The organism is Sphingomonas sp. 3-13AW, assembly GCF_049311085.1.
Classification (GTDB): domain Bacteria; phylum Pseudomonadota; class Alphaproteobacteria; order Sphingomonadales; family Sphingomonadaceae; genus Sphingomonas.
The window spans coordinates 403901-429141 of the sequence record NZ_JASNVZ010000002.1 but is presented as its reverse complement, the minus strand read 5'-3'; the positions used below and the strand labels follow the sequence as shown (position 1 = coordinate 429141).

18 protein-coding genes and 1 tRNA gene are annotated in these 25241 nt (G+C 65.6%); 11 read left to right on the top strand and 8 right to left on the bottom strand.

The window, feature by feature from the left end; translation table 11 throughout:
* Nucleotides 1-47 precede the first annotated feature (47 nt).
* The 5 genes from QP045_RS05035 (at nt 48) to QP045_RS05015 (ending at nt 5542) form a co-directional block, all read left to right on the top strand.
* Nucleotides 48-124 (top strand) — tRNA-Met (locus tag QP045_RS05035).
* A 325-nt stretch (nt 125-449) separates the two neighbouring features.
* Nucleotides 450-2183: a tetratricopeptide repeat protein gene (locus QP045_RS05030; RefSeq protein ID WP_422513864.1), complete on the top strand. Its 1734-nt coding sequence runs from the start codon at nt 450-452 to the stop codon at nt 2181-2183.
* Between the two features lie 289 nt (nt 2184-2472).
* Complete coding sequence (locus QP045_RS05025; RefSeq protein WP_422513863.1) at nt 2473-4137, top strand: carboxylesterase/lipase family protein; 1665 nt, start codon at nt 2473-2475, stop codon at nt 4135-4137.
* A 215-nt stretch (nt 4138-4352) separates the two neighbouring features.
* Nucleotides 4353-4730, top strand: a complete 378-nt coding sequence (locus tag QP045_RS05020) for a MarR family winged helix-turn-helix transcriptional regulator (protein WP_422513862.1) — start codon at nt 4353-4355, stop codon at nt 4728-4730.
* Nucleotides 4727-5542 (top strand): NAD-dependent epimerase/dehydratase family protein, encoded by an 816-nt coding sequence (locus QP045_RS05015; RefSeq protein WP_422513861.1) that lies wholly within the window; start codon nt 4727-4729, stop codon nt 5540-5542. Before QP045_RS05020 ends, QP045_RS05015 begins: the two co-directional genes overlap by 4 nt.
* A 44-nt stretch (nt 5543-5586) precedes the next feature.
* Here QP045_RS05015 and QP045_RS05010 read toward each other — a convergent pair whose 3' ends face one another.
* Nucleotides 5587-5889: a UvrB/UvrC motif-containing protein gene (locus QP045_RS05010; protein ID WP_422513860.1), complete on the bottom strand. Its 303-nt coding sequence runs from the start codon at nt 5887-5889 to the stop codon at nt 5587-5589.
* Between the two features lie 210 nt (nt 5890-6099).
* On the opposite strand from QP045_RS05010, the gene QP045_RS05005 reads away from it, so the two are divergent.
* From QP045_RS05005 to QP045_RS04995, 3 genes are read left to right on the top strand one after another with little or no spacing between them, the layout of a single operon-like run.
* Nucleotides 6100-6411 carry a hypothetical protein gene (locus QP045_RS05005; RefSeq protein WP_422513859.1) on the top strand — a complete coding sequence of 104 codons (312 nt, stop codon included), beginning with the start codon at nt 6100-6102 and terminating at the stop codon, nt 6409-6411.
* Between the two features lie 24 nt (nt 6412-6435).
* Nucleotides 6436-7134, top strand: a complete 699-nt coding sequence (locus QP045_RS05000) for a pirin family protein (protein ID WP_422513858.1) — start codon at nt 6436-6438, stop codon at nt 7132-7134.
* 52 nt (nt 7135-7186) lie between these two features.
* Nucleotides 7187-8107 (top strand): pirin family protein, encoded by a 921-nt coding sequence (locus QP045_RS04995; RefSeq protein WP_422513857.1) that lies wholly within the window; start codon nt 7187-7189, stop codon nt 8105-8107.
* 36 nt (nt 8108-8143) lie between these two features.
* On the opposite strand, the gene QP045_RS04990 is transcribed toward QP045_RS04995, so the two are convergent.
* The 7 genes from QP045_RS04990 to QP045_RS04960 all read right to left on the bottom strand — a co-directional run bounded on the left by QP045_RS04990 (nt 8144) and on the right by QP045_RS04960 (nt 18554).
* The gene (locus QP045_RS04990; protein ID WP_422513856.1) at nt 8144-10009 is read right to left on the bottom strand and encodes a M1 family metallopeptidase; all 1866 of its coding nucleotides are present in this window, start codon (nt 10007-10009) and stop codon (nt 8144-8146) included.
* Nucleotides 10010-10167: 158 nt separating this feature from the next.
* Nucleotides 10168-10797: a DUF4198 domain-containing protein gene (locus QP045_RS04985; RefSeq protein ID WP_422513855.1), complete on the bottom strand. Its 630-nt coding sequence runs from the start codon at nt 10795-10797 to the stop codon at nt 10168-10170.
* Between the two features lie 41 nt (nt 10798-10838).
* Complete coding sequence (locus QP045_RS04980; protein ID WP_422513854.1) at nt 10839-13118, bottom strand: TonB-dependent siderophore receptor; 2280 nt, start codon at nt 13116-13118, stop codon at nt 10839-10841.
* Nucleotides 13119-13218: 100 nt separating this feature from the next.
* Nucleotides 13219-14586, bottom strand: coding sequence for a PQQ-dependent sugar dehydrogenase (locus QP045_RS04975; RefSeq protein ID WP_422513853.1), 1368 nt, complete (start codon nt 14584-14586; stop codon nt 13219-13221).
* A complete protein-coding gene (locus tag QP045_RS04970; protein WP_422513852.1) occupies nt 14583-15035 on the bottom strand; it encodes a DUF2231 domain-containing protein in 453 nt (150 codons plus the stop codon). The genes QP045_RS04975 and QP045_RS04970 overlap by 4 nt, the downstream gene beginning before the upstream one ends.
* 122 nt (nt 15036-15157) lie before the next feature.
* Nucleotides 15158-16420: an SGNH/GDSL hydrolase family protein gene (locus QP045_RS04965; protein ID WP_422513851.1), complete on the bottom strand. Its 1263-nt coding sequence runs from the start codon at nt 16418-16420 to the stop codon at nt 15158-15160.
* 34 nt (nt 16421-16454) lie between these two features.
* The gene (locus QP045_RS04960; protein WP_422513850.1) at nt 16455-18554 is read right to left on the bottom strand and encodes an alpha-glucuronidase family glycosyl hydrolase; all 2100 of its coding nucleotides are present in this window, start codon (nt 18552-18554) and stop codon (nt 16455-16457) included.
* Nucleotides 18555-18894: 340 nt separating this feature from the next.
* Here QP045_RS04960 and manD point away from each other — a divergent pair, with 340 nt between their 5' ends.
* The 3 genes from manD to QP045_RS04945 all read left to right on the top strand — a co-directional run bounded on the left by manD (nt 18895) and on the right by QP045_RS04945 (nt 25236).
* Entirely contained in the window at nt 18895-20106 is a 1212-nt protein-coding gene (gene manD, locus QP045_RS04955) for a D-mannonate dehydratase ManD (protein WP_422513849.1), read from the top strand.
* A 1-nt stretch (nt 20107) separates the two neighbouring features.
* A complete protein-coding gene (locus QP045_RS04950) occupies nt 20108-21844 on the top strand; it encodes a DUF5597 domain-containing protein (RefSeq protein WP_422513848.1) in 1737 nt (578 codons plus the stop codon).
* 170 nt (nt 21845-22014) lie between these two features.
* On the top strand, nt 22015-25236 hold the full coding sequence (locus tag QP045_RS04945) for a TonB-dependent receptor (RefSeq protein WP_422513847.1): 3222 nt from the start codon (nt 22015-22017) through the stop codon (nt 25234-25236).
* The last annotated feature ends 5 nt before the right edge of the window (nt 25237-25241 follow it).

The window sequence follows — 25241 nt, the reverse complement described above, 5'->3', positions numbered from 1 at the left end:
GAAGCTCGTGCACACAAAACCCATTCACAATGCAACACTCCCAGCGTCGCGGGGTGGAGCAGCCCGGTAGCTCGTCAGGCTCATAACCTGAAGGTCACAGGTTCAAATCCTGTCCCCGCAACCAACACAACAAAATAGCCCCCAGCGCCATCGCGCCGGGGGCTATTTTTGCGTCCAGGACACCGGCGGGCGCGCAAACTTGCCTTCTTCCGGGGCAGCACGACCGCCTCGATCAGCGCGAATGCGCTCGAATGCCTGCGCCTGCGGCTGTGGTGCCGTGCGAATGCATCGAACCTTTCAAGGCCGGTTCGGAAGACGCTGCTGGCGATTTTACGTCATCTTCTGCGCAAGCTGGCAAATCCTTTGCGCCATTTACTTCAATGTAACTTGATTTCGTGGTTGCACACGTGCGTGATGCTGATGCAATGCTCGGCGCAAGGGGCGGAAACATGACGCGATGGTCGTTCCTCGTCCTTGGCATGGCGCTCAGCCTGCCGGTGCACGCGCAGATTGGCGCGCCGGTGAAGAATGGCGAGACGCAGGTCATCGTCACCGGCACCAGGATGCCCGCGACCACCAAGGTGGAGATGAGCGACTGGCGCATGGCGGAAACGCCGCATGTCATCGTGTTCAGCCAGGGCGGCGAAGCGGATCTTCGCAAGACAGCGCATGATCTGGAGAAGCTTCACTTCGTGCTCTCCGCGCTCTTCGACCGGGTCGGCAAGCCCGACGAAACGATCAAGATCGCAGTGACCATGACCGGAAGTGTCGCGGCGTTCGAGCAGCTTCAGTTGACCGACCTTCGCTGGCAATATGGACCGTTTTCCAGGGCGTTCGCCAAGACGATCTATTATGATCCGCGCGATGAAGGACCGGTTCTCGCGACGACCGAGGACGGCGTCAATCTGATCGTTAAACCATCGGAAGGCGCGCCGACGCCGCGCAATTGCGACGGCCGCAATGACCTCTCTTTGATGGACTTCATATCCGGTGGGGACCTCTCCGACTTCCTCATGAGGGTTCGCAGGAACGAGATCGCCTTCTGCCAATCTGCCGAATCTCGTCTCTATGCCGGCTTTGTCCAAAATTACCTCATGACCTATTTCCCGGCGGCTTACCCGCGCTGGTTCCTGCAGGGTTTCGGTGAAATGTTCGCGACCATGGTCACGGGCGATGATTATGTGGAATATGGTCAGGTTCCGGCCGGCTTTTTCCAGGTGATCGACTGGTATGGCGAATACCCGATCAAGCAGATCCTGGACGACAGCTATCTGTCGGGGAAAGGGCGGCCATGGACCCCCTTTCATGCCTGGAGGTTGAGCCACCTTTTCTATTTCTCGGAGGAGTGGAAGCCGCGGCTGGAAGCGTATCTGAAGGCCAGAGCGAGCGGCAGGGACGCGAAGAGCGCCGCGCGTGTTCTTGGCAGTCCGGCCGAACTCCAGCGGACGGTGACCAGCTATCGCGGCAAGAAGGTACAGGGCGAGCGGATGACCTTTCCGTCCGATCGCGCACCGGCCCCGACCATCCGGCGGCTGACCCGCGCAGAGGCCGGCCTGATCCGCGGCCGGCTTGAGCTTGGCGCACGAGTGGAGGTGCCTGAGGAGGGCCGCGAGCGCGCGACGGCGCTCGCCCGACGTGCAGCCTGGCTCAAGCGGCTGCGCGACAATGCGCGGCAACATCCCCAGCAGATGGAACATCATCTGCTCCTCGCCGAAGCCGAATGCCGGAGCGGCAATGGTGCCGAATGCCTCAGCGCCGCCGACCGTGTGCTCGCCGAGACGCCGACGGATACGCGGGCGTTGGTATGGAAGGGGGATGCGCTCACGGAGCTAGCCGTGCGCGGGCCCGATGCCCAACGTTCGAAGCGGCTTGCGGAGGCGCGGCGTTTCATCGTCAGGGCCAATCGCTTCGATCCGGAGAGCAGCCTTGCTCTTCTTGTCTATCATGACAGCTTCACCGCTGCCGGGGAGCGCGCGCCGGACGCGGCCGTGGACGGGCTGTTCCAGGTCGTCAACGCCGCGCCCGCCGCACCCGGCCCAAGGCTGAAGCTCGGCAGGGAGTTGATCCGTCATAATCTGGAGGAAGAGGCGCTAAAGATGCTGCTGCCCGTTCCCAGGGGGCCGTTCCATACCTCCGAACAGCCCGCCGCGGTCGCCTTGCTCCGTGAAGGCGGGCAGGAGTGAGAGAGTTGGGCTTGCGCCGTCGAGGGGGCGGGGGAGGGCTCATCGCTCGGATCGACGCTGGCGGGCACCGGTGAAGGTGGTTCAGGGCCAGACAATCACCGATCGGTGTCCGACTACGACGGCGCCCAAGGCTGCTGACGTTCCACGGCGGGCCGCACCCGCTTCGCGCTCGGTCGATCGTCACCACCGCGCCGCCTCGGCCGCGCTGACCCCGCCTACTGCCGCGCTGAAAGGCGCACGCCTCCGTCCGACCGCTTCCCAAAATCTCTCGTCCCAGGAGTCCCGTTCGATGAATTGTTTCACCAAGGCTCTGATCGTCGCCACCGCACTGACCGCCGTCCCCGCCGCCGCGCAGCCGGCGGGTCCGACGATCCGCACCGATACCGGGGCCGTGCGGGGACAGGCTGACGATGGGGTCGAAAGCTGGAAAGGCATCCCCTTTGCCGCGCCGCCGGTCGGCCCGCTGCGCTGGCGTGCGCCGCAACCGGCGGCGAAATGGACCGGCGTCCGCGACGCCACCCAATATAGTTCGGATTGCATGCAAAAGCCGTTCCCGAGCGACGCGGCTCCGCTCGGCACCACCCCTGCCGAAGACTGTCTCTACGCCAATGTCTGGCGACCGGCGGGGGCGAAGGGCAAGCTGCCGGTGCTGATATGGATCTATGGCGGGGGCTTCGTGAACGGCGGGGCCTCTCCGCCGACCTATGCCGGCGCGAACATGGCGAAAAAGGGCGTGGTGTTCGTCAGCTTCAACTACCGCCTGGGTCGCTTCGGCACCTTCGCGCTGCCGCAGCTGACCGCGCAGAATGCCGATGGCGGCCGGCTGGGCAATTATGGGATCATGGACCAGGTCGCGGCCCTGCAATGGGTGAAGCGTAACATCGCGGCATTTGGTGGCGATCCGGCGAACGTGACCATCTCTGGCGAAAGTGCCGGCGGCATTTCGGTTCACGCGCTCGTGACGTCTCCCGAAGCCAAGGGGCTGTTCGAAAAGGCAGTGGTGATGTCGGGCGGCGACGCCAAGGCGTTCACCGGCAACACGCTGGCGGACGTTGAAAAGATCGGCGGCAATTTCGCGCGTTCGAAGGGCATCGACCCCACCGCGCCCGACGCCCTGCAGCGGTTGCGTGCGTTGTCGGCGGAGGACGTGCTCGACGGGTTGAACATGGCGCAGATGTCCGGGCGGGCGGGCGCTCCGCCGACCAACTCGGGACCGTTCGTCGACGGGAAGGTCGTGGTCGACGTGCGCAAGGCTTATGAGCAGGATCGCTTCGCCCGCATGCCGATGATGATCGGGGCGACCAGCGCCGATATCGGCGGGAAAAGCGGCTTCATGATCGCCGGTGGGCGCGAGGCATCGGCGATGATCGCCGACAAGGGCGTGCCCGTGTGGGGCTATCGCTTCTCCTATGTCGCGGATTCGATCGGGCAGGGCGGGGCCGGGCATGCGACCGACATCCCCTATTTCTTCGACAACGTGCGCATCAAATATGGCACCCAGACAACGCTGAAGGATGAGGACGTCGGTGAGGCGATGAGCAGCTACCTCGCCAATTTCGTCAAGCGGGGCGATCCGAACGGCGGCGCGCTGCCGCAGTGGCCGCGCTATACCCGTGCGAACGATACGCTCGCCGACTTCGCGGCGAACGGCAAGACCGTGGTTGCGCGCGATCCCTGGGGTGCGGAGATCGATCGCCTGTCACAGGCGTTGGCGGCCGCCAAGGCATCGGGACGCTACACGACGCTGACCACGCCGATCGGTGAACTGCTCGACAACCCGGCCGCCCGCGCGGTGCTGGAACGGCATGTGCCCGCCTTTCTCAAGAACCCGCAGCTGGACATGGCGCGCGGCACGACGCTGTACGGGCTCCAGGCGTACCTGCCCGACCAGTTCAACGATCCGTTGCTGGCGACGATCGACCGCGACCTCGCGACGGTGCCGGTCAAGAAGTAGGCTGCCGGACGGGCATTCGTGCTGGCGGGCGGGGGCGGTCGGCGCCGTCCCCGCTGGCCCCTCCGCATTGGAGCGCGACCGGGCGTCTTGCGCGCCCGGTTGACTTCCTGTTTGCTATTTAACAACTATGTTTGATGGCTAACGAATCCGACGGAGCGGATCATCTCGCCGTGGGCGCCTGGGCCAAGCGGTGCTATTTTGCTGGGCGCGCGCTGATGGAAGAGGCGCTGCGGCCGCACGGCCTTGGTACGACGCAATGGTATGTTCTGCACCAGCTCGCGCAGGCTGGTCCAACGATGCAGCGCGAGCTCATCTCATTGCTGCAGATCGAGCGGGCGACCGTGAGCATCATCGTCTCGGCGCTGGTGCGCAAGGGGCTGGTCGAGCAAGTTCCTGACGCCACCGATCAACGCCAGAAGCTGCTCCGCCTGACCACCGCCGGAACGGCGCTGTGGCGCGAGCTGCCTGACCTGAGCTTCATCCGCGAAGAGGCGTTTCACGGTTTTTCCGACGCGGAGATCGATACGGCTACGCGGGTCCTGAAACTTGCGACGGAGCGCCTGGCCCAGCGACTGAAAGGAGCGAAGGCATGACGATCCTGATGACGGGTGCCACCGGACTGGTCGGAGAGCGCCTCCTGCCGAGGCTCGTTGATAGTGGCGAGGACTGTCGCATTCTCGTCCGTCCGGGCAAAAAGGGACTTGCCGGCGTGCAGGTGGTGGAAGGCGACCTCCTGGAGCCGTCCTCGCTCGCCGAGGCGGTCGCGGGGGTTTCGGCGATCCTTCACTTGGCAGCGGTGTTCCGCACGCAGGATACCGACCTGATCTGGCGGAGTAATCTGGAGGGGACGCGCAGCCTGATCGCAGCGGCGCAGGCCCACGCACCGGGCGCGCGCTTCATCATGGCCAGTACTTCCAACGTCTATAGCCGGAACAATCCGCAGCCCGGACGGGAAACGGATGCCGTTGACCCGCAGGACGCGTATCCGGCCAGCAAAGTCATGGCGGAAAGGGCGCTGCGGGAGAGCGGCCTGAACTGGACGATCCTCCGCTTCCCGTTCGTCTATGGCGATGGCGACGGCCATCTGGAAATGTTGCCGAAGCATCTCGATGCATTCGGCTTTCACCCAGCGCACCGGATGAGCACAATCCATCACCGCGACATGGCGACGGCGATGAACATGGCCCTGGCGGGCGCGTTCGACGGTCGCGTGGTCAACATATCCGACGAGGCGCCCACGACGATCTACGAGCTCGTGCGCCTGGCCGGAGGGGATATGGCCCCTTCGTCCGAGCCGCTCCAGGACCCGTGGTACCTTCATATCGACGGGTCGCTTGCCCGCACGTTCGGTTTTCAGCCGGCCGTACGGACGGTCCACCAAGCGGTGCAGGAGGGAATAGTCTAACGTCGGGTGCGGAAGCGAACGCCGCGCACGTTCGGCACGCAAGGTCAGCGCGGTGGCACTTTCGGCGTCGTCTCGCGGGTTCGCTTCCGGCCTGAAGTCATGAGATCTGGCTTGGACGGCGGCTTCCATCCCGGTGGGGGGACCGGGCGCTGTCGGCTCGTGCCGAGACCCATGGCACCCGGCTGCTGCCGTACCAGGCCCGACGTATCCGCCTGCTCCACCTCTGCAACGCTCGCCCCGCCGCGCATCAGGTTGATGCGGTCACGGATCCGCCGCGCCTCTTCAAAGTCGAGCGCGCTCGCCGCGGCGTCCATCTGGCGTTGAAGATCGTCGATCGTATCGGTCATCAACCGCCAACGCATGACTGCGACTTTAAGCAGCATTGCGCGCAAGCTCGGCCGTTGATCCGCCTGCGATCCCATCGCGGTTCAGAGCCGGTCATCCGGCGGCACCGCGCCATCATTTCAAGTCTTTCGAATGTTTCCCTCCATTTTATCAGGCTGAACACGTATGTCCTGAGTGCCTATCTTCGTCTCATCGGAACGACGGAGGGCGGAATGCGGATCGAGGCGAACACGGGTCTGACGCTCAGCCAGGTTGAATGGCAGGCGGTGTCGGCCGCGCTTCGGAGTGCGTCTGATTGTGGACGCGTACCGGCGACGAGAGCCGGGCCGGTCCGCCGCATCTATCGGGCGGTAACGGGCAGGACGGGGGCGACCCCGTCCGCCGATCCAAAGCTCGAGGCGGTGCGCGCCTTTGTCTGTGAGACGAGCCGGCAGCGTCGGGTCGCGGAGCGCTACGTTCCCGCACTGCTCGACCATGGCTTCACGAGCCCACAGGTTGCCGCGCTCGCGCTTCTTTCCGCCTGACGTTCCTCCCCAAGGAGATACACCATGATCGAACTGCGTCCCTTTGCCAGCCTGGGCGGTGCCAACCACGGTTGGCTCGATGCCAAGCACCATTTCTCCTTCGCGAACTATTATGATCCCAAGCGCGAGAGCTGGGGCAATCTGCGGGTGTGGAACGACGACACCATCGCGGCGCAGTCCGGTTTTCCGCCGCACGCGCACCGCGACATGGAGATCATCACCTATGTCCGCGAGGGCGCGATCACCCATCAGGACAGCCTCGGCAATTTGGGCCGGACGGAAGCGGGCGACGTGCAGGTGATGTCGGCCGGGACCGGCATCACCCATGCCGAGTACAACAAGGAAGACGTCACCACGAAGATCTTCCAGATCTGGATCCTGCCGACACGCACTGGTGAAAAGCCGAGCTGGGGTGCGCGTCCGTTCCCCAAGGGGGAGCGGTCCGGCCGTTTCGTGACGCTCGCCTCCGGCTTTGCCAATGACGACGATGCGCTGCCGATCCGCACCGACGCGCGGGTGCTGGGCGCTTCCTTGCGGGCGGGGGAGACCATATCCTATCCGCTTGGCAAGGATCGTCGGGCGTATCTCGTGCCCGCAACCGGGGCGGTCGAGATCGACGGGACCCGCGCGAACGCGCGCGACGGGGTGGCGATCCGCGACGTAGAAACGCTGACCGTGACTGCGATCGACGATAGTGAGATCGTCCTGGTCGACGCCGCTTGAGCCTTTGCCGCCGGGCCTCGGCCCGGCGGCCCATTCTGACGGGAGAGCCCCCATGTCCATTCGGTCCAGTGACGTCGAAGGTGTCGAGCAGGTGATCCTGCCTCCCGTACGCGACCTTGGCGATGGCTTCAGCGTCCGCCGCGCCCTGCCGTCGGCACACCGGCGGATGGTCGGCCCGTTCATCTTTTTCGACCAGATGGGACCGGCGGCATTCCGGGGCGGCGAGGGGCTCGACGTCCGACCGCACCCGCATATCGGCCTCGCGACCGTGACCTATTTGCTGGAGGGCGAAATCCTCCACCGCGACAGCGTCGGATCGGTGCAGCCGATCCGCCCCGGGGAGGTCAACTGGATGACGGCGGGCTCGGGCATCGTCCATTCGGAGCGAACGGGTCCGGACGTGCGGGCTGCCGATAGCGCGCTGTTCGGCCTCCAGACCTGGCTGGCGTTACCCGCTGCGATGGAAGAGGCTGCGCCCGACTTCGCGCACTACAAGGCACAGGAGATACCGGTGATCGAAGCCGAGGGCACTCGGCTGACGTTGATCGCCGGGACATCGGATGGCCTGATCTCGCCGGTGAAGAGTTTCTCCGATCTGGTCTATGCCGACATCGAACTCGCACCCGGCGCGCGGTATCAGCTGAAGGCCGAGCATGTCGAACGCGCGATCTACGTGGTGGGCGGCGCCATCGAGGTCATCGGCCAGACCGAAGGCTTTGCGACTGGCGAGCTGGTGGTGTTCAAGCCGGGGGCCGAGATTGTCGTGCACGCACCCCAGGGGGCGCGGCTGATGCTGATCGGCGGCGAACCCTTTCCCGAGAAGCGGCACATCTTCTGGAACTTCGTCTCGTCACGCGAAGAGCGGATCGAGCAGGCGAAGGCGGACTGGCGCGCCGACCGCTTTGCGCATGTCCCGGGAGAGGATGAGTTCATCCCGCTGCCAGAGGACCCCAAGCCCGTGCGCTATCCCTGAACGAGGCGGGCGCACGGGCGGGGTCTGTCATCGCCGCTATTCGAGCAGCCGTGCGATCGCGGAGGCTGTGACCGGGTGGTAGCCGGTCCGCGCCTGCGCAAAGATGCGGCGCGCGATCGGCATGCCCCAGTCACCTTGTGCCTTCAGCGCGCGATAGACGGGGGTGATAAGCAAATTGCGCCCGACACTGGGCAGGAACTGCTCGGCTGAGGCGACCGCGGGTTGGTAGCGGTTGCCAATCGCCAGTACGAGCCAGGCAGAGCGGATATAGGCGTTGGTCGACTTCGAAAGACCGAACGCGCTGTCGAGCTCCGCCAGCCGCTGCGGCGTCTGCTGGCGGGGCAGGCCGTTCAGGAAGCGCAGCCACTCCTGCGTCGACCAGCGGCTGGTGTCGATGGCGGCAAGGGGGGCGCCAGCGTTCACCTGATCCAGGATCTCATCGATCCTGGCGAGGGTCGCCGATTTGACGTGCACCGCATTCGCAGGGAGCCCGGGTTCGTACACCCACGCGTCCAGCTGCAGCTTTTCCTCAAGCGCCTTATCGCCCTTGATCAGGTTGGCGCGCAGGTCCTTCAGGAAATTGGCGCTGGTCTGCGGCTGGAAGGCGTGGCGGTCGAAATAGGAGCGCAGATACGCGTCCCAGCGCTCGCGTCCGACCGTGTACTCGATCGTCCGCAGGAAGGTCGAACCCTTGTTATAGTCGAGCTGCCCGTAGGTGCCTTCGGGATCGCCGTGGAGGCGGGTCTGTTCGGGCTTCGCCTCCTTCAGGTCGCGCTGGAGGTCATCCCACGAAAGATCGGCAAGCGTTGCCGCCCGCTCCTTACCATAGAGCGCCTCGTCGATGCGGTTCTCGAAATAGGTGGTGAAGCCCTCGTTCAGCCAACTGTCGGACCAGGTCGCGTTGGTGACGAGGTTGCCCGACCAGCTGTGCGCCAGTTCGTGCGCGATCACGTCGATGTTGGACTTGTCGCCAGTGATGATCGTCGGCGTGGCGAAGGTGAGGGTGGGGTTCTCCATCCCGCCAAACGGGAAGGAGGGTGGCAGTACGAGGACATCGAAGCGGCCCCAGCGATAGGCACCGTACAAGGCCTCGGCAGCGTTCACCATCTTGCCGGTGTCGGAGAGTTCCGCCGCGGTCCGGTCGAGCTCGGCGGGTTCGGTGAACACACCCGTGCGTGCGTCCACCGGGCGGAAGCCGATATCGCCGACCGCGAGTGCGATCAGATAGGGCGGGACGTTGCGGTCCATGCGGAACCGGTAGCGGCGCAGGCCTTCGCCAGCAGGCTCGCCCTGTGGCGTCAGTCGCTCCCCGCTCATGACGGCGACGAGATCGTCCGGCACCGTGATCGACGCGGTCCAGCTCTGGCGAATGCCGGGGCTGTCCTGGGTCGGGATCCAGCTGCGGTTGTTGATCGCCTGGCCCTGGCTGAACAGATAGGGCTTGCGCTTGCCGGCGGTCAGCTCGGGCGGCAGCCAGCCGAGCGCGCGCGCGTCCGGTTGCGTGCTGTAGGTGATGACGACGCGGCGCGCCTTGCCGATCTGGATGGTGAGCGGGGCGCCCTTGTACGGATCATCTGCGCCGACGCTCCACTTGAGCGGCTTTCCGGCTCCATCCGTGATGCTGGAGATCACCAGCCCCTTGTCATCCAGGATGATCTCCCGCGCGTCCGGACGCGCTAGGATGTCCAGCGTCGCGGTGCCGCGCATCGTCTTTGTCGCGAAGTCGGCGGTCAGATCCAGGTCGACATGGGTGACGCGCGCCACTTCCGGGCGGGCATAGGTGAGCACGTCGCGCGCATCGGGCGTGGTCAGGATGGGCGAGGGCGCGTCCGGTCCGGCGATGGCGGGCGCGGCCAGGACGGGAAGGGCGATCAGGGCGGAGGCGAGAAGCAGGCGGCGCATGGCGATCCAATGTGCTGGTGAAGGCGGACACTTCGTCCTTGCCACCCCCGCGCGCAAGCGCCGCCGTCAAATTCGCTCGTGCTCGCGCAGCATCAGGGCCGGCAACACCGGCCGGAGCGGCTCCAGGAATCGCAATCCCTGAAGCCGCGCCGGCGCGTTCAGCTAGCGAGGAAGCTGATCGTCGTGATCCGGTGCAGGACTGCCACCGGACCTGCCGGGGTCGAGTGCGCACCTTCGTCCTTCAGCGCGGCGGTCAGCAGATAGCGGCCCTTGCCGGTCACCGGCACGGCGATCTCGCCCTTTGCGTCGGTGGTCAGCTTCTGGGTCGCCTTGTCGGGGGCGATCACGGTCACTTCGGTGGCTGCCACGGGCTTGCCGTCGCGGATCAGGCGGAAGCGGTCGCTGCCGGCCTTTGCGGGCACGAACTCGAACGGCAGCGCGGCGCGGGTCTCGGTGCGGCCGGCGCGGGCGTAGTAAACCACGGACTCCTGCTTGCCGGGCTCACCCCAGGGCGCGAACACGTTGTCGTCCCACGCGCGGACGTCACCGGCGGGGAGCGCGGCCTCCAGATAGCCGGCCTTGCGCTCGAGCCGCGCGCCGGGCGCGGACAGCAGCTTGGGTGCCTTGAGCTTGGCGAACTCGGGATCGCCGCCCTGCGGCATCGCCTCGGCAGGTTCGCCCAGATAGATGCGGGCCGGACCGGCACCGTCTCGCTCGATCCAGACCTCGTGCGCCTGTGCGGTCGTCGACAGGCCCAGCAGGAGCGTGGCAAGCAGCATCTTCTTCATGGATAGCCCTTTCGTGGAGGGGAAGTGGAGGGGGAGAAGGGTCACGGATAGCTCACGCGCAACGTTGCAAACACGGTGCGGGGGCTGCCGTAGTAATTGCCGCGCCCCGTGGACGAGATGCGCGAGTAATAGACCTTGTCGAACACGTTGTTAACATTGACCGACAAGCCGATGCGATCGTTGAGCTTATAGCCCGCGCGCACGTCCACCACCGCATAGTCGCCCTGGCGGACGATGGTGGAGCGCGTGAGCACGCTCCCGTCCGGGCGATAGATCGCGGGATTGCCGCCATAGGTGCTGGCAAACCACGTCAGCGCACCGCCGATGCTGGCACCCGCCAGCGGACCATCGACCGGCGCATAGTTGGTGAAGACCTTCACCATGTGCTTGGGAATGATCGGGGTCAGCGGGATGCCGTTGAACTGCGGCTGCGCGTCCTCGAGATACTTGGTCTTGGTATAGGTGTAGCCGCCGTTCACGCGCCAGCCGGGCAGGATCTGGCCGCTCGCTTCCGCCTCGACGCCGCGTGCGCGTACCCGACCCGCCTGGACGAACAGGGTCGCATCATCGAGGTCGTTGATGATCCGGTTCTTCTGGACGATCTGATATCCTGCCAGCGAGAGCAGCAGCCGTTCGTCGAACAGCGCCAGCTTCGTGCCCGCTTCATACTGGTCGCCGATCAGCGGCTCGGTCCTGGCGCCATCGGCACGCGTGCGGCCGCCGGGGCCGACCTGCGGGGTGAAGCTGTCGGAATAGCTGGCGTAGACGTTCAGGTTGTCCGTGATGTCCCACAGGGCGGCGACATAGGGGGTGAAGCGGCCGTCGACGCCGTACCCGCTGACGGGGCTCGGCTGAGGCCGCGTGGTCTGGGTGTTCGTGTCCCAAAAGGTCAGGCGACCGCCGCCGACCAGCGTCAGTCCCGCGACAGGGCTGATGCGCGTCTGCCCGTAAAGGCCGTATTGCTCGACCTGGGTGATCGTCCCGCCATAGACCTGCGTGACGCAGCGGCCCGCGATAGCGCAGTTTCCGTCGGTGCCCTGCACCGGATAAGGCGGCAACGCGCCATAAGGATCGAGCGGCGGCTCCAGCGGCGAGACCGGGTTGAACACGTCGATGCGTGCGTAGTTGGAAAGGCGGGTGAAGTCGCTGGTATAGTCCTGCGCCTGATAGTCGACACCCAGGATCAACGTCTGGTCGCGACCGAACAGCGGGAAGCTGCCGATGCCGTTCACGTCGAACGCACGCGTCTTCTGGTGGTTGTCGCCGCGATAGGCGATGTGGTTCGTGACGCCGTTGTTGGTGGGCGTGGTGCCAACCGGCTGGGTCGTGACCGCCTGATTGCCGATATAGCTGTACACGTCGATGCGATCGACGTTCGCGATCGAACCGGTCGCGCGCAGGGTCCAGCGGTCGCTTACCTTATGGGCGATTTCGACGAACGCGGACGTGGTCTCCGCATCGAAGCGGTTCCAGTCCGCGCCCAGATAGGTGGAACGCCGAACGTCGAGCAGACGACCGTCACTGCCGTCCGCACCGCCGGCATAGCCGGGCAGGCCGGACTGGATGGCCGGCTTGAACCGGTCGTAATAGACGCCGGCGGTGAGGGTCGTGCGGTTGCCGATTTCCAGCTCGCCGACCGCGAAGCCGCCCCAGCGCTTGCGATGTGCAATGTCGAAGAACTGGTCCTGGTCCTGCAGCATGGCGCCCACGCGGACGCCGGCGCGGCCACCGATACGTGCGGATGCATCCGCCTCCAGCCGCAGATTGTCGTAGCTGCCGTATCCCGCGGACGCGGTGATGCGATCCTCGTCCAGCGGACGCTTGCGCACAAGGTTGATGCTGCCCGCGGGACTGCCCGAACCGCTGAAGAGGCCCGCGGGACCGCGCAACACTTCCAGCCGGTCATAGCCGAACAGGTCGGGGACGACGCCCGGGAAGCCGAAGGAGAGCGTCGGTACGCCGTCGACGAGATAGTTGGTTATCGCAAAGCCGCGCGAAACGTAGGACGGGTCTTCGCTGCCGATGCCGGTGACGGTAACGCCGTTTGTCGCGGTCATCGCGTCCTCCAGCGTGAACAGGTTCTGCGCTTCGATCTGCTCACGGTCGATCAGCGTGACGGTATTCGGAACGTCCTTCAGCGGCGTGATCGTCTTGCCGACTTCCCGGCCATAGCTCTTGCCGATGACGATGACTTCATCGCCAGAGCGGCCCTGGGCATCGACGGTGTCCGCTTCCGGCGGGGAGGCGGGGGATGCCTGCGCAGGGGCAGCGCACAGGCATGCAACAGCAACACTCGAAAGCAGGCAGTCCGAAAAACGCATTGGGTCCCCCTCGTTGGTGGGGAGCCTCTAGCTCAATGCTTCTTGCGAGTCACTAGCAATATCAACGACGCGACATTTCTCTGTAGGGGCTGATGGTGACTTAGGTCCGGGGTTGGGCTGCCGACCCGGCTACGGGCGCTTCCGGTGCCCCGGTGTAGCTGATGCGCCAGACGGTGTTCCCGACATCGTCCGCGACGATCAGGGCGCCGGTGCGGTCGACCGCGACGCCGACGGGCCGACCGTGTGCCTTCCCATCCTTCAGAAAGCCGGTGACGAAGTCCTGCGGATTTCCGACCGGTCGCCCGCCGCGGAAGCTGATGAAGGCGACCTTGTAGCCGTGCGGATCGCTGCGGTTCCAGCTGCCGTGCTCGCCAACGAAGGCGCCGCCGCGATAGTTCGCGGGGAAAGTCGTGCCGGCATAGAAGGCAAGGCCGAGCGGTGCGACATGGGAGCCCAGGGAATAGTCGGGCGACACTGCGCGCGCGACGAGATCGGGGCGTTGCGGCCGCACGCGCGGGTCCAGATGCTGGCCGTAGTAGCTGTAGGGCCAGCCGTAGAAGGCGCCCGGCTGGACGGACGTCAGATAGTCGGGAACGAGGTCTGGACCCAGCTCGTCGCGCTCGTTGATGACCGCCCACAAGGTGTTCGTGCCAGGATAGAAGGTGAGGCCGTTGGGGTTGCGCAGCCCGCTGGCGAACACCTTGAACAGCCCGGTGCTGGGGTCGACCTCCAGGATCGCCGCACGATCCTTTTCCGCCTCGATGCCGCGTTCCAGCGCGTTACTGTTTGACCCGATGCCGACGTACAGGCGGGAGCCGTCCGGGCTTGCCGTCAGGCTTTTCGTCCAGTGGTGATTGATCGGCCCGGCAGGCAGGTCCGCCACTTTGACGCCGGGCGCGGTGATGCGCGTCTGGCCCGGCGCAAACGGATAGCGCACGATCGCGTCGGTGTTGGCGACGTACAGGTCGCTCCCGACGGCCGCGACGCCGAAGGGCGCATACAGCTTATCGAGCAGCACCGAACGTCCGTCCGGGCGGCCGTCGCCGTTGGTGTCCCGAACCAGGGTGATACGATTGCTGGGCGGCGGGGCTTTCCCGCTCTTTTTTGACGAGCCATGTGCCATCGACATGATCCAGTCGCGGATCGGATCCTTTGGCCGCTGGACCGGCTCGCCGCCCTCCTTCCTGGACTCGACGATCAGCATGTCACCGTTCGGAAGCGCGAGGACGTTGCGCGGATTGGAGAGCCCGGTCGCGATCGCCTCGATCTGGAACCCGGCGGGAACGGTAGGCGTGTCGCCGTCCTGCCAGCCCACCACCTCATAGACCCCGACGTCCGAGATCAGCCCCTCTCTCGGCGCGGGCAGGACCGGGTTCTGGCCGTATTGCGAGTTCGGATCGACCTTCTTTCCGCCGCCGCAGGCGGCAAGCGCCGTGAAGGTAAGCATCACGGCAAGGCTGCGCTTCATCGAAGGTCTCCGGTGTGGATCCGGCTGGCAGACTGCCAGAACCAGCCAGCAAGAAGGCTGAATACGACCGCCAGCGCCGAAAGGACGAGGCCGGCCGGCACAACAGCCGTCCAGCCATCGCGCGCGTGGATGAAGGAGTTAAAGACCTCCGTCACCCAGGCGGCGAGGAAGAACAGGGCATGTGCCTGGAAACCCTGGTTGCCCCGGGCTCGTCCGCGAAGAAGTTCTACGATCAGGACCACGCCTGCGACGCCGCCGACGATCAATCCCGCCAGCAGCAACCAGCTGGAGAAATTGAGCCACATCATGTCTGGCGCGCGGGAATAGACGATGTCGGTAATCAGGGCGCCGACGAAGCAGGTGATCGAGACGGGGAGAAGCGCCGAATAGATCGGATGACCGCCGATGCCCAACGCGGGTCGAGCGGTGCGTGAAATGCCCTCAGCCATGGACCTGTCCTTGCGGTGTATCCGCAGCGACTACGACTGGCCGGGGCGCGAGTTCCGTTGCGCCCCGGCCAGCGGTAATTTGTCCGGTAAAGTCTTGTGCTGTCGCCCTAAATCGGGCGGCGTCAGTTGCAGTTGCTCGCCGGGCGGCAGCTTTGGGTGAACAGGTTGAGCGGGATCGCTTCGCCCATCTTGCGATAGCCCGCTTCCGATGGATGGAGGTGGTCCCCGGAATCGAGCGCAGGCGCCAGCCGGTCGGGATGGGCGGGGTCGCGCATCAGCTGGTCGAAGTCGATGACGGCGTCGAACGTGCCGGACGTGCGGATGAAGCTGTTGATCGCCTGCCGCGCCGCCTCCAGCTCCGGCGCGGGATGATAATAGCTGTTGCCGCCGAACGGCATCACCGTGCCGCCGATCAGCTTGATGCCATGGGCGTGGGCTCGCGCGGCGAGTTCGCGGAAGGCGGCGGTAACCTGCTGCACCAGCGCCTGGTGCTGCTCGGGCGTGGCGGGCGCATCGCGGGTGAGGGTGCCGAGGTCGTTGATCCCCTCCAGCACGATGGCCCAGCGCACGCCGCTGCGGGCGATCACGTCCCGGTCGAACCGCGCCATGAGGTTCGGGCCAAGCCCGTCGAGGAGGACGCGGTTGCCGCCGATCCCTGCGTTGACCACGCCGATGTTGCGGGTTGCCGGCTGGCTGCGCAGCCGCTGCGCGAACACGTCGGTCCAGCGGGTGTTGCGTTCGGGCATGACGCCATAGCCGTCGGTGATGGAATCGCCGATCGCCACCACGGTCCCGGCGTTTGCGGGGGCCGCGACCTCCACATCGGCGATCACATACCAGCGGGTAGTGGTACGCGCGCCCGGCAGGTCGGGTTCGGCGACATGGTTGCCGGAGAGAAGGAAACTGGTGGCGCGGGCGCCGGGATGCCCGGTTTGCGGTTTCGGCGTCTCCGGCAGGTAGAGGCTGATCGCGAGATCTGCGCCCGGAGCGAAGGACAAGGCGACCGGGTCCGAATAGAGCTCCGCACCTGCCGGGATCACCGCATCGCGGCGCCCGGCGAAGGTCAGCGGCGCGCCGGCGCCGATGGCTGGCGTGCCAGGCTTTGCGGCGGCGGCGAGGTGCGCGGCGCCGATCGGCAGCGGTCGCGTCCCGAACCGGTTGGAAAGCCGCACGCGAAATTGCGTGCCGCCGGCCGAGATCCGGACGACCTGACGCAAGGTGATCGCGCTCGCGGCATCGGCGGGGAGGGCGTTCTCCCCCTCCGGCACCATTTGCGCGGAGCCCCAACTTGCGATCCAGCGGGGTTCGTTCGAGCGGGCCTCCGCCGCCCCGCTCGCGAAAAGCAGGGCGGCGGTCGCGATGGCCGCCTTCCAGGGTGCTGCCATCGGGTGTGTCCTTGATGTCATGACGCCCGCCGCCTCAGTCCGTGTGCCCGGGAGCGTGGGGGAAGCTCTGCGCCTTGTACCAGGCGAGGTCATGCTCGGGCGCAGCAGCGCCGGCGGGCAAGGGCAGGCCGTTCACCGATTGCCAATAGGCCAGGCTCGCGTCGCGCCACCAACGCGCCTCCCGCTCCTGAATGGCGAGGAAGGTTGCGGTCTTTTCCCAGCGTTCCGCGTCCACCAGGGGACGCAGGCCGTCCCACTCGCGGCGCATCTCCGCGACCGTTGCGACGCCGCGGTCATAGCGGCGAACCATGCCCTCCCACAGCGTCTCTCCGCTCTTGAGGCGATAGTCCCAGGGAAGGTGGTGGAACCACAACAGCTCGCTTTCCGGCGTCGTGCGCGGGTCGGCATAGCGTTTCGCGATTGCCGGGGCATATTGGGCGACGGCGTTGCTGCCCGTCTTCGTCCGGTCGAAGCCGATGCCCTGACGGTCGGCGCGGTGATAATAGACCGGGTTCCACTCGGGGCGCTGCAACTCGCTGACCCAGGGACCGGGGCCATAATGGTGGCCAGTCGCCATCAGATGGGCGAGGCCGAAGGGGCCGGTATAGTCGACCACTGCCTCACGCGAGCGCATCATCATGTCGACCACGGGGGTCACGACGCGCGGGTCGGTGCCGAACGTCTGCTGCGCCCATTCACGCGCGAGCGCATCGGCCTGCAGCGACGGATCCCAGGCAAGCCGCCCGAACGCGTACCAATTGGCCTGGTTGAACGTGCCGCCGGTCCAGTCGCGATCGTTGCCGATGTTGGCCACGCCGGCCATTCCGGTCAGCCGGTGGTTCTCGCTCTCGCCGTCGACGACACTCGCAACGGTTTCCTTGCCGCGGCCGGTCTTTGCTTCCAGCACTTCGGTGAAGAGGGGCCCCAGATAGGCGAGGTGGGTCGCCTGTCCGAGATATTCCTTGGTAATCTGGAATTCCATCATCAGCGGCGTCTTGGGCATTGCCCCGAACAGCGGATGGAAAGGCTCGCGCGGCTGGAAGTCGATGGCGCCGTTCTTCACCTGCACCAGAACATTGTCCGCGAAGGTGCCGTCGAGCGGCTTGAACTCGGTATAGGCCTGCTTCGCCCGGTCCTCCGGATCGGTATCGGCGTAGACGAACGCGCGCCACATCACGATGCCGCCGTGCGGCTTCACCGCTGCGGCAAGCATGTTGGCGCCGTCGCCGTGGCTTGCGCCATAGTCGCGCGGGCCAGGCTGCCCTTCGCTGTTCGCCTTCACCAGGAAGCCGCCGAAGTCCGGAATGGCCCGGTAGATCTCGTCCGCCTTGGCCTTCCACCAGGCAGCGACCGCAGGGTCGCGCGGATCGGCAGTCTTGAGGCCGCCGATCTCGATCGGGGCCGAGAAGCGCGCCGACAGATAAACGCGAATACCCCAGGGGCGGAACACGTCGGCAAGTGCCGCTGCCTTGGCGATATACGGCGCGGTCAGGCTGTCGGCCTTGGCATTGACGTTGTTCAGCACCGTCCCGTTGATGCCAAGCGACGCATTCGCTCGCGCGTAATCGGTGTAGCGGGGATCCCGGAAGTCCGGGAGCTTCCACCAGTCCCATAGGGACTGGCCGGCATAGCCGCGCTCGACCGTGCCATCGAGGTTGTCCCAATGGTTGAGGACACGCAGCTTCACCTTGGGTGCGGAGCGGAGGTTCGCGTCCTCGACCCGGCCACCGGTGCTGGCGTGGCGGATCAGCGCGAAGGCGCCGTACAGTGCGCCGCGATCGGTATTGCCGGTGACGAGCACCACCTGGCGCCCGCCAAGCGACACCCGGCGGACCAGATAGCCTTCGTCACCCAAGTCGGTGAGCGGGAGCCGCAGCGTGGCCACGCTGGGATCGTTCGCAAGCGCGACCACCACCGGCAGCGCCGACGCTGTGGCCAGGGCGCGGCCAATCTCTGCCTCCGCCAGACGAAGCGCGGGCGCTTCGCCGATCCGCGAGACTTGGGTTTGCGCGGAGGCCGGCGCACGGGTGCGCAGCCACAGGTCATATCCATCTTCAGCAACGGCCGGAGCCGCGAGCAAGCTAGTCGCAAGTGCCATGGCGCTGGCTCGCACCAGCGTTCTCATTGCCTTCATCAATCTCTCCCGGCGCGCCGTCGATTGACAAGGCAGCGCGCTCCTCTTCATGGTAACGGTATCACTTGAACAGGCAAGCCGCGAGAGACGGTCGCCCGTTGCGGAGAGCAAGTTTGAAGCGGCCCACCTGGAGTATTGCCCGACGCGGTCGCCTGCGTCTGAATCTGTACGGGTCGCTGAAGGCGAACGCCGCGGAACTCGGCGCTGGTCTGCGAAGACCCTCCCTGTTCCGTCAGCACTTCATCCGCTCCGCTGTCGCACCCGGCTGCCGCATAATGGTGAGCGGCGACAACAGCCCCGCCCTTCCATCCTTCATGCTCGAAATCGCCTGAGGAACTCCATGCCCAAGATCGTCAACGCGCGCGTCATTATCACCAGCCCGGGGCGCAACTTCGTCACGCTCAAGATCGAGTGCGATGACGGCACGACCGGTGTCGGCGATGCTACGCTCAACGGCCGTGAACTCGCCGTCGCGAGCTATCTCGCCGATCACGTCGTACCCTGCCTGATCGGGCGCGAGGCGCATCAGATCGAGGACGTCTGGCAGTATCTCTACAAGGGCGCCTATTGGCGTCGCGGCCCCGTGACGATGACCGCGATCGCCGCGGTCGACATGGCGCTGTGGGACATCAAGGGGAAGATCGCGGGCCTTCCGGTCTATCAGTTGCTGGGGGGCGCCGCGCGTGAGGGGTGCATGGTCTATGCCCATGCGAACGGCGCCTCAATCGACGACACCATCGCGGCAGCCAAGGCGGCGATGGACGAGGGATATCTGGCCGTCCGCCTGCAATGCGGCGTGCCCGGGCTGCCCTCCACCTACGGCGTCGCCAAGCATGGCGAGCGCTATGAGCCAGCCGACGCGGACCTGCCGAGCGAAAGCATCTGGTCGACGTCCAAGTATCTGCGCGTGGTCCCCGAACTGTTCCGCGCAGCTCGCGAAGAGCTCGGCTGGGACGTCCACCTGCTGCACGACATCCACCACCGGCTGACACCGATCGAGGCAGGGCGGCTGGGCCGCGACCTCGAGCCGTATCGGCCCTTCTGGCTGGAGGATGCGACCCCGGCGGAAAACCAGGATGCATTCCGCCTGATCCGTCAGCACACCACGGCGCCGCTCGCGGTGGGGGAAATCTTCAACTCGATCTGGGACTGCAAGTCGCTGATCGAGAACCAGCTGATCGACTATATCCGCGCGACGGTGGTCCATGCCGGCGGCATTACCCACATGCGTCGTATCGCCGCGCTCGCCGATCTTTATCAGGTCCGCACCGGCAGCCACGGCGCAACCGACCTCAGCCCCATCTGCATGGCGGCGGCGCTCCACTTCGGCCTGTCGATCCCGAACTTCGGTATCCAGGAGCATATGCCGCATACCGAGGAAACCGATCGGGTGTTCCCGCACGCCTATTCCTTTGCCGATGGCCTCATGCACCCCGGCGACAAGCCTGGCCTGGGCGTCGACATCGACGAGGCGCTGGCGGAAACCCACAGCTACAAGCGCGCCTTCCTGCCGGTGAACCGCCTCGAGGACGGGACGCTGTGGAGCTGGTGAAGTGAGCGCCTTCACCGAGGGCGCGGCAGAAGCGCCGGAGACGGTGGCGCTGCTTGCGGACCGCGCAATGAGCGCAAACCGTCGATCTTCAACCAGGGGTACTGCCGTGAAGAACATTGCCGCGATGATGGGCGCAACGTTGATGTTGGCGGCGCCCGCCCTTGCAGAACCACCCCGGCTGGAGCGCAGGGGGGAGGCGACGCAGCTGGTGGTTGACGGCAAACCGATGCTGTTGATCGCGGGCGAGCTCAGCAACTCGGCTGCGTCGAGCGCAACCTATATGGCGCCGCACTGGGCAAAGCTGCGCGCAATGAACCTCAACGCCGTGCTGGCGCCGGTGTCGTGGGAGCTGATCGAGCCGGTCGAAGGCCGCTATGACTGGTCGAGCCTCGACGTGATGCTTCGCGAAGCGCGGGCGAACGACCTGAAGCTCGTGCTGCTGTGGTTCGGCGCCTACAAGAACTCGATGTCGACCTATGTTCCCGGCTGGGTGAAGCGGGACCAGGTGCGCTTCCCGCGGGCGGGTCTGCCCAATGGGCAGTCGGTTGAGATCCTCTCGACATTCGGTCCCGAGATGATCCGGGCGGACGCCGGCGCATATTCCGCCATGCTCGCACATCTGAAGGCAGTGGATGGTGACCGGAACACCGTCGTCATGGTCCAGGTCGAGAACGAGATGGGTATGCTACCGGTTGCCCGTGACTATTCGGCTGCCGCCAATGCGGCCTTCGCTCAGCCGGTCCCGAATGAACTGACGGCGTATCTCGCGCAGCACCGCGACAATCTCGTTCCCGAAATGAAGGCGATGTGGGTCGAACGCGGCGCCCGCACGCAGGGAAGTTGGGCGGAGTTGTTCGGTGACGGCGATGCCGCAGCCGAAGTGTTCACGGCCTGGCACTATGCCCGGTTCGCCGATGCGCTCGCCCGTGCCGGAAAGGCTGCCTATGCGCTGCCGATGTACGTCAACGTCGCGCTCAACCGCCCAGGGCGCGCGCCTGGCGAATATCCGAGCGGCGGGCCGCTGCCCCATCTGATCGATGTCTGGAAAGCGGGTGCGCCCGCGATCGACCTGCTGGCGCCGGACATCTATTTCTCGAACTTCACCCAGATCGTCGACCGCTATCATCGGCCCGACAACCCGCTGTTCGTGCCGGAGGCGCACAACGCCGACAATCCGATTGTGCCAGCCAACGCCTTCTATGCCTTTGGCGAGCGAGACGCGATCGGCTTCGGACCGTTCTCGATCGACTCCGTAGATGATGAGCCGGGGCAGCTTGGCGCCGCGTACAGCGTGCTGCGCCAGCTCCAGCCCCACATCCTGGCAGCGCAGGGTTCGGATCGCATTGCCGGGTTCAAGCCGCGGCAACGCTATGACGACTCCTTGGATTACGAGCCGCAGGTGCGTCGGATCGGTGACTATCGCTTCACGGTCGCCTTTGCCGACATCGAACGCCCCGCAATGACGCCGGAAACGGCAGGTTATGGCGGCATGATCGTCCATACCGGTGCAGACGAGTATCTCATCGCGGGTCAGGGGATTACCGTCACGTTTAGCGGCGCGGGGGAAGGGCCCTCGCTCGCCGGTATCGATCGCGCGGAAGAGGGGCGTTTCGATTCCGCGGGACGATGGGTTGGCGGGCGCATCCTGAACGGTGACCAGACGCATCAGGGGCGTCATGTCCGGCTCCCGGCCGGGCAATGGGGCATTCAGAAGGTGCGCTTGTACCGGTACCGGTGACTGTTGATCTCACGCCTAAACGGCTCGACGGGCAGTTATCCCAGTGTGGCCGCCGAGTGACACTAGCGGACATTACTTACACAAGGGCTTGCGCTGGTTAGCGCTACCAGTAAACGAACTTGAAATCGGAACACGAGGGCGAACACGCCCCGGTTACAGGGAGAGGACATATGAAACCCATTTCAGAGATTCGTCGCACGGGCGGCTTTGCCGCCCTTCTGCTCACCACGGTAGCGTGGCCGGCACTGGCGCAGGTCCAGGGCGAGCCGACCGCTTCGTCGTCCAGCAGCGCCACCACTGAGGCAGGCGCGCAGACGCAGGATGGCGCTGGCCAGACCCAGCCGACCGCGATCGACGACACTGCACAGGCTCCCGCCGATCCCTCTGCCACCGGCAACGAGGACATTGTTGTTACCGGTTACCGCGCGTCGCTGCAGAGCCAGACCAACGCGAAGCGGAACTCGATCGGCTTTACCGACACGATCTTTGCCGAAGACATCGGCAAGTTCCCGGACACCAACATCGCGGAATCGGTGAACCGTATTCCGGGCGTCACCATCAGCCGCGAAGTGACCGGCGAAGGCGCCAACGTCGCGATCCGCGGCCTCGGCACGAACTTCACCCGCGTCCTGCTGAACGGGGCGCCGGTCGCGATCGCGTCGGTGCGCTTCGACGCGCAGAGCACCAACCGTGAAGTCGACCTCGACCTCATCCCGACCGAGTTGTTCACGCAGCTGACCGTCAGCAAGTCGCCGACCGCGAGCCAGATCGAGGGGGGCGCCGCCGGTACCGTAAACCTGCGTTCGGCACGGCCGTTCGACAACCCCAAGCCCTATGTCAGCTATGGCCTGCAGGGTTCGAAGGTGAGCGCGGCGGACAAGTGGGGCTATCGCGGTCACGTCCTGGCGAGCGCCACCTTCGGCGACTTCGGCATCCTGGTCGGCGGCGCAGCGGTCAAGAACCGTTTCCGCGTGGACGGTTTCGAGACGATCGGCTGGACCAACCCCAACCTGACCGCCGCCCAGAGCAGCAGTCCCACCCGCAACAACACCGGCGGCGGCAACTGGACGATCCCGGGCACCGTGCCGATCAACGCCGGCAACGGGCTGACCGCGGGTACGGTCATCGACCAGGCCTTCCTGCTTCGCAACAATCCGGGCGCGACGATCGAGCAGATCGACAACGGCCTCCTGCCGCGCCTCGGCCGTCCGCGTACCGAGATCGGCGAGCGCACCCGCTATAACGGCCTTGCCTCGCTGGAATGGCGCCCGAGCGACGCGCTGCACTTCTATGTCGACGGCATGTACGCAAAGCGGAACACCGATTTCCAGCGTACGGCGATGAACTGGGCCGTGCGGAATGGCGCCGTCATCCCGCTGAACACCACCTACGACAAGACCGACTGCGCGAGCGGCTGCACCGTCACGGGCGGCACCTATGCCAACTCCCAGTTCTTCCTCGAATATCGTCCGTATCGCGATCGCCAGGACTATTGGGGTGTCAACCCGGGCATGGAGTTCGTCGTCAACGACTTCATCAAGGGTGACCTGCAGGCGAACTACACCCGCAGCAACTTCCGTCGCGAAAGCCCGACGGTGCTGGTCATCACGCCGCCGAGCAGCGGCGTGACGGTGAACTACACCAACAACGGCGGCATCCCTGACATCGCCACAAACATCGACCTGAACGACCCGGCAAACTTCGGCTGGGCCGGCGGCGGTCGCCTGAACCTGAACGGCGAAGAGCGCAGGACCGAGACGAAGGGTGTTCGCGGCAGCTTGCTGTTCGGTGATGAGGCGCGGTTCAGCGTTCGTGTCGGCGGTGCGTATGACGACACCAGCCGCCGGATCACCCCGTTCGACAACACCAATCCGTGGCAGAATGCGGTTTGCGGCAACAATCCCAACGTCGTCCTGCCGGGTCCGAACCGTCAGCCGGTCTGTGACGGCGCCAATCTGCCGGGCACGGTCGCCCCTCCGGGCTATCCGACCTATCCTGGCTATGGCACCGGCTTCTCGACTGGGCTGCCGCCGCTCAGCTATGGCGGTTCGTTGGTCCCGACCGCTGCCGTGCCGGGCTTCCTGCGTCCGACGCCCGAGGGTTTCGTCACCGTCGACTGGAACAAGTTCCGCGATGCGACCGGCTATAACGAGCTGCTCGCCGGCGCAACCGAGACCGGTTCAGGCAGCAGCGGCGCCAACGGCGGCCTGATCCGCGAGAAGGTGACCGGCACCTTCGTCGAGATGAACGGCGTGTTCGACGTGCGGGACGGCGATACGCTGCGCCTGAACGGTGGCCTGCGCTACGTCCGCACCGACCAGCGCGTCGGTGGCCGGACGACGCTGCCGAACCCGTTGAACGTTCGCGACGGCGTCACCTGCCCGGGCAACAGCCCGACCTTCGCGCTCGACGGTTCGTGCTATCCCACGATCGTCAACTTCGCGCAGACGCAGCGGGTCTATTCGAACTTCCTGCCGTCGGCGAGCGCCGCCTACAGCTTTGGCAACAAGGCGGTGGCCCGTGCGTCGATCTCTCGCACGATGACCCGTCCGGATCCGAACCAGCTGCTGCCGGGTGCAAGCTTCACCTCGCCTTCGGCGGACGTGGGTACGCTCGGCAACAATGCGCTGGCGCCGTACATCTCGGACAACATCGATCTCGGCTTCGAGTACTACACGGGCGGCGAAGGCGTCATCGCCTTTGCAGCATTCCGCAAGTCAATCACCGGCTTCACGATCAACGGCATCAACACCGTTCCGTTCTCGACGCTGGCGCCGTTCGGCATCACCTTTGCTTCGCTCACCGCGGCGCAGCAGCAGGCGCTGCTCGACCGTGCCGGCCCGGCAGGCATTGCGCCTGAGCAGGTTCCGGTCCAGCTGCAGCAGCAGGTCAACGCGGACGGGAAGCTCAAGGTCAACGGTCTCGAGTTCCAGATCACCCAGCCGCTCGACTTCGCGACCCGTCTGATCGGCGTCGAAGGCTTTGGCGTGCAGGGCAACCTGACCCTGATCGATCAGCGCGGCGAGGGCCAGGTTCCGGCCGTCGCACTGGGCGTGTCGCCGACCACCTACACGCTGACCGGCTATTACGAAGGCAACGGCCTGTCGGCGCGCCTGACCTATACGTACAACGAAGGTTCGGTGAACTCGGGCCTGAACCAGAACGGCATCCCGGCTGCAGCGATCGTCGGCCGCAACTACGGCCAGCTCGATTTCTCGGGCAACATCGATCTCGGCAAGATCCTGGGCAACGACTATCTGCCGACCGTCGTCGTGAACGTGATCAACATCAACAAGGAAGCACAGAGCTCGTACTTCCAGTTCCCCAACGCCACGTTCAACGAATATAACCCGGGCCGCACGGTCCTGGTGGGTGTGCGCGGCCGCTTCTAAGCGAC